Here is a 4,756-nt window from a genome sequence, read left to right on the forward strand (position 1 = left end):
GGGGACTTCCAACTGGCCGTTGACAGTCAGCCAGCATGCCTTCATTATCGTTCGCCCGTCGTCCGTAGCGATTTGGGTAGGCCGATGGGTAGTTGGTGCCAGATGCGAGCGCCAAGCACCGGGACTCCGCCTCGTAGTCAGGGGGTCGATCGGGGCTGTGGGAGGGAGCCGGTTCCCACGGCGTCACCACATCCGCTGACGTGGGTGCCCCTATGCGCACTACGGCTCGGGTCTCAACGAGTCGCCGGAGCCGGGGTGCGCCGGACAGCCCTCCCGAGATCAGAATCCGAAGATCGGAGGATTCGGGCGTAGGGCGCCAAGCACCACTTGGATCCACCTCGACTGGCACAGCCGCTAAGGTCGATTCGGCCGCGCTAGAGGGGCCGATGAGAGGAATCGGCCAACTAAGGGGGACAACCATGCTCGTTAGGCAGTTGGAGATCGAGAACTTCCGTGGCGTCGCCTCGGGGCAAGTGCTGTTCACACGGAACACACTTCTTGTCGGTGGCAACAACGTCGGGAAGTCCACCATCTGCGAGTCGCTCGACCTAGCCCTCGGCCCCGAACGGCTCAACCGCCGGCCTTCCGTCGATGAGCATGATTTCTTCGCCTCGAAGTACCTCCGCGAAGACGGGGAACCAGTCCTTATCAAAATTCGGGTAGTGCTGACCGAACTCAGCGATGAGGCACTTCGCCGTTTCGGCGGCCATCTCCGCCGCTGGAACGACGACACATGCACCTTCATCGACGAGGGAGTCGACGGCGCCGATCACGCCGACGACGACAACGTCGTCTGGGCGTTGCCGATCCTCTTCAGGGCACGCTACGACCCGGAGGAGGACGACTTCGAGGCCGACACCTTCTTCGACCACCCCCTCGAGGATCCGGCCGATCTCGACGAAGAGGTAGCCGCCTCTCTCGGCGCAGGTCGAGACAGGTTCACGCGCACACATAAGCGACTCTGCGGGTTCGTCTTCCTCCGTACACTCCGCACGGGCTCACGAGCCCTAGGGCTTCAACGCGGCTCCCTCCTCGACACCGTGCTACGCCTGAGCAACGAGGGTGCCGCAGAGATGTGGATGGACACCCTAAAGCAGATGCGCGAACTGGACCCCGCCGTGGGGGACGTATCCGACCTGGCGGAGATGCGCAAGCAGATCCGCGAACGACTGGGGGCTTTCGTCAACCTGGCGCCAGGCGCGGACGCGACCGCCTTCTTCGCCTCCGATCTGACCCGCGAACACCTCCGGGAAGTGGTGCGCCTATTCATCGCGACCGGACCGAGCAACCACCCCGTCCCGTTCACCCGACAGGGGACGGGCTCGATCAACCTGCTGGTCTTCGCACTCCTGACCATGATCGCCCAACTCAAGGGCAACAAGACTGTGGTCTTCGCCATGGAAGAGCCGGAGATCGCGCTGCCTCCGCACACTCAACGACGGGTGATCCGGTTCGTTCGAAATGAGATGGGCCAGACTATCGTCACCTCCCACTCGCCGTACGTCATCGAGCAGTTCGACCCCGAGGACATCGTCATGCTCGGCCGCGAATCGGACGGCTCACTCATGGGCGTCCCTATCGATCCCGCTGGCGTGAAGCTGAAGAGCTACCGCAGTCAGCGCCGTCAGTTCTCCGAGGCGATCCTCAGTCGGGCCGTCTTGGTGGTGGAGGGGCAGACAGAGGCATCGATCATGCCGATTGTTTCGTCGGTGCTCGAGGCGAGCGGGAACGGGTACACCCATCTCGACCTCGCGGGCGTCTCGATCTTCACCGCGAACGGCGACGGAGACGTGCCACGCTGGGGGCCGATCTTTCGGGCGCTCGGGAAGACGCCCTTTGCCCTCTATGACCAGCAAACGACGCCCTTCGGCGCCGAAGCGCAGGCTGACCTGATGGCCTACGAGGAGCACTGGGAGTCACCTGCAAACTCGATCGAAGACCTCCTGGTCACCCAGGTGCCGGTGGCGGTCCTACGGCGCTTCCTCGACAACGTGGTTGAGCGTGGAGACTTCCCGGCACATCAGGCCAGCTACGACGCGACGAAGCCCGAAGCCGAGCTGCCAACCATCGCCGGCAAAGTTCTGAAGGCCCGCAAGGGAGATGCCTGGGGATACGCCGCAATGCTGGTCGAGCACTGCCAGGACCGTAGCGAACTGCCAGCTTTCCTCGTCGATGCCTTCGACCGCATCAACGAGCTGGTTGCCCCTCCGATGATTCCGGAGGAAGCCGCAAGGGTAGAGGGCCATGAAGAAGGCGCCCAGGGCGACGCGGCAGCCGATCCCCAGCCGTCATGACCTTCCGGCTCTCCGATGAGGCGGCACGCGCCCTTGAGCATGAGGGCTCCATCCTCGTCACCGGCGGCCCCGGATCTGGGAAGACGACCCTCGCGCTGCTCAAAGCCAAGCAACTGACTCCGACCCTTCAGCCGGGCCAGAAGATCCTTTTCCTCAGCTTCTCCCGCGCGGCCATGCGCCAAGTGCTGACCCGGACGAAGGACGTGCTGAAGTACGCAGAGCGCCGGGAGATCGTAGTAATGACTTACCACGCCTTCTGCTTGGGTCTTTTGAAGAGCCACGGACGGCTGCTCACTGGTACCGCACCGCGAATCCTGTTTCCCGGCCCCGAGCGGCTGACGAGAGCGAAGCACGAGGGGGACTGGAATCACGAAGTACTCCGCCTCGCGACCGAGGAGGGCCGCTACGCCTTCTCGACCTTCGCGGGCAGTAGTGCCGTCCTGCTTCGGCGGGCCGACAGTGTCCGCCGCTTGATCTCCGACGCTTACCCGATCATCATCCTCGACGAGTTTCAGGACACCGATGACTCGCAGTGGGCACTGGTGCAAGAACTCGCCAAAGGCAGCCTCTTGATCACCTTGGCCGACCCCGACCAGCGCATCTTCGAGTACCAGGACAACATTGACCCGCTCCGGCTGCACTACTTCAGACAGGCGCTCAAGCCCGCGGAGTTCGACCTCGGCGGCGACAACCACCGCAGCCCGAATGCCGGCATCCTGCAGTTCGCCGATGCCATCTTGAAGAACGAGTCACCGACCCCCAGCGACGATGTCAAACAGGTCACGTACTACGCGAGCAGCCGAAATGGGATGGTCCATGCGGCTGTGATTTGGATGCTGAGGCGGCTGCGCAAGCAAGGCATCGACGTGCCGACCGTCGCCGTTTTGGCGCGCTCCAACCCCTTCGTGGCGGATGTGTCGATCGTCCTCTCAACGCCGAACACCTTCAAGAATAGGGAGTTGAAGCCCGTCGACCACCACGTCGTCTGGGACGCTGAGCTGACCGCGGCCGCGGCCCAAGTTGTAGCCTCCATCCTTGAGTGGCCACTGCACGACGAGGTCCATGGCGTCGCGATCACCCTTGACGCCGTCGCGCACTTCTACGACGTGAAGTATGCCGAAAAGCCCAGCGCCTCCGCGGCATCAAGTGCCTCGGCGTTCAGATCCGCCGCAGAAGCCGTGAGGGGAGGACGAACGCCGCGGATCCAAGCAGCGAAGCTGCTCCTGGCCCTCCACGTAGAGGACCCCGGCTACAACGGTGACACGGCGGCTGACTGGTTTGTCGCCCGTCGGATCATTGAGGCCATCCCAAAGCTCAGCGAAGTCGCGACATCGGCACGCTTTGTTCGGCTCTTCCGGGCCACCGATGAGATAGGGGGCAGACTGGCTGCGCAGTGGGCTTCAACCGGCACCTACACAGACGCCCGTACGATCGTCCGACGTACCCTCGAAGTCGGCCGGGTGGCCGCGAACGAGCAGGAGGCCACCGGAGTAGTACTCATGACGATGCACAAATCAAAGGGCAAGGAGTTCGACGGGGTGATCTTGGTCGAAGGCCAGTACCGCGGCCCGTTCTTCAACACGCGAAGCGAGCCCTGGCCATATGCCGCCAGCCGAAGGCTCCTACGCGTCGGGATCACCAGGGCGCGGCACCGCGTCATGATCCTGAGGCCCAACGGTGCGCTGCCGCTGTACCAGCCGCAGGAGATGGCCTAGACAACGCCCCCCCCCCGCGGATGACGCTTCGGGATCGGCGGCAGGTGCGGTGGGGTGTACTCGCGGGCAACCACCGGCACGCCACAAGGCTGTCCTCCAGACGGTGCTGGTCGCCGACGCCGGCCCCTTTCCAAGTCGCATCGAGTGAGATCCGAGGAGTACTGATTTACTACCGATGTGAACCCCGAGCCTTCCACGCGCCTGCTCCGCGGCCAGCTCCTCGGCCTGCAGATCGCCAAGTTCCGCCGAGAGCACAGCCTGACTCAGGCGCAACTAGCGACAGCTGCGGGCGTAGGACTTGAGTCCCTGCGGAAGCTCGAGCAGGGACACGTCGATCAGCCAGGAGTCTTCCGGATCGCCGACATCGCTGACGCGCTTGGCGTGACTGTCCATCAACTGCTTCCGGCGCGGCCGAATAGAGTGTCTTCCATCGGCTACGAGGGCTGTGACATCGATTCGTTCGTCGACACGATTCAGAAGGCCGGGGTCGACCTGATCGCTGACGTCCGCCTTACCTCCGTCTTTCACGGGGCAGCGGTTTGATGACGTGAGGTGCGCGGAGGAGACTGTCCGATTAACGGTGTGGGGGCAGGCGTTGGTGCCGCGTGGCGCTGCGGTGCGGGTCTTCGAGGGTCCTTGGGTCGCGGTGGTCAGGGCCGAGTGTGTTGTCAGGTCAGGAGCGGGATGGCCATCACAGCGGTGAATGCGGCGACGGCGGCCTGGGTCCAGGGCCAGGTTTCCGGCAGG

General features: G+C 63.9%; 3 protein-coding genes. All 3 read left to right on the forward strand.

Going from position 1 to position 4,756, the window contains the following annotated elements; translation table 11 throughout:
- The first annotated feature begins 419 nt into the window (after positions 1 to 419).
- The 3 genes from BN11_RS19450 to BN11_RS19460 all read left to right on the forward strand — a co-directional run bounded on the left by BN11_RS19450 (position 420) and on the right by BN11_RS19460 (position 4,552).
- Entirely contained in the window at positions 420 to 2,294 is a 1,875-nt protein-coding gene (locus BN11_RS19450) for an ATP-dependent nuclease (RefSeq protein WP_048700028.1), read from the forward strand.
- Entirely contained in the window at positions 2,291 to 4,009 is a 1,719-nt protein-coding gene (locus BN11_RS19455) for a UvrD-helicase domain-containing protein (protein WP_048700030.1), read from the forward strand. The genes BN11_RS19450 and BN11_RS19455 overlap by 4 nt, the downstream gene beginning before the upstream one ends.
- Before the next feature lie 177 nt (positions 4,010 to 4,186).
- Entirely contained in the window at positions 4,187 to 4,552 is a 366-nt protein-coding gene (locus tag BN11_RS19460; RefSeq protein WP_048700032.1) for a helix-turn-helix domain-containing protein, read from the forward strand.
- Positions 4,553 to 4,756 lie beyond the last annotated feature (204 nt).

This window comes from Nostocoides australiense Ben110 (genome assembly GCF_001050535.1).
In the GTDB taxonomy this organism is placed as follows: domain Bacteria; phylum Actinomycetota; class Actinomycetes; order Actinomycetales; family Dermatophilaceae; genus Nostocoides_A; species Nostocoides_A australiense.

Excerpts from the sequence above, each read along its gene's own strand:
- BN11_RS19455 (WP_048700030.1), top strand. The coding sequence starts at position 2,291 with ATGACCTTCCGGCTCTCCGATGAGGCGGCACGCGCCCTTGAGCATGAG.
- BN11_RS19450 (WP_048700028.1), top strand. The coding sequence starts at position 420 with ATGCTCGTTAGGCAGTTGGAGATCGAGAACTTCCGTGGCGTCGCCTCG.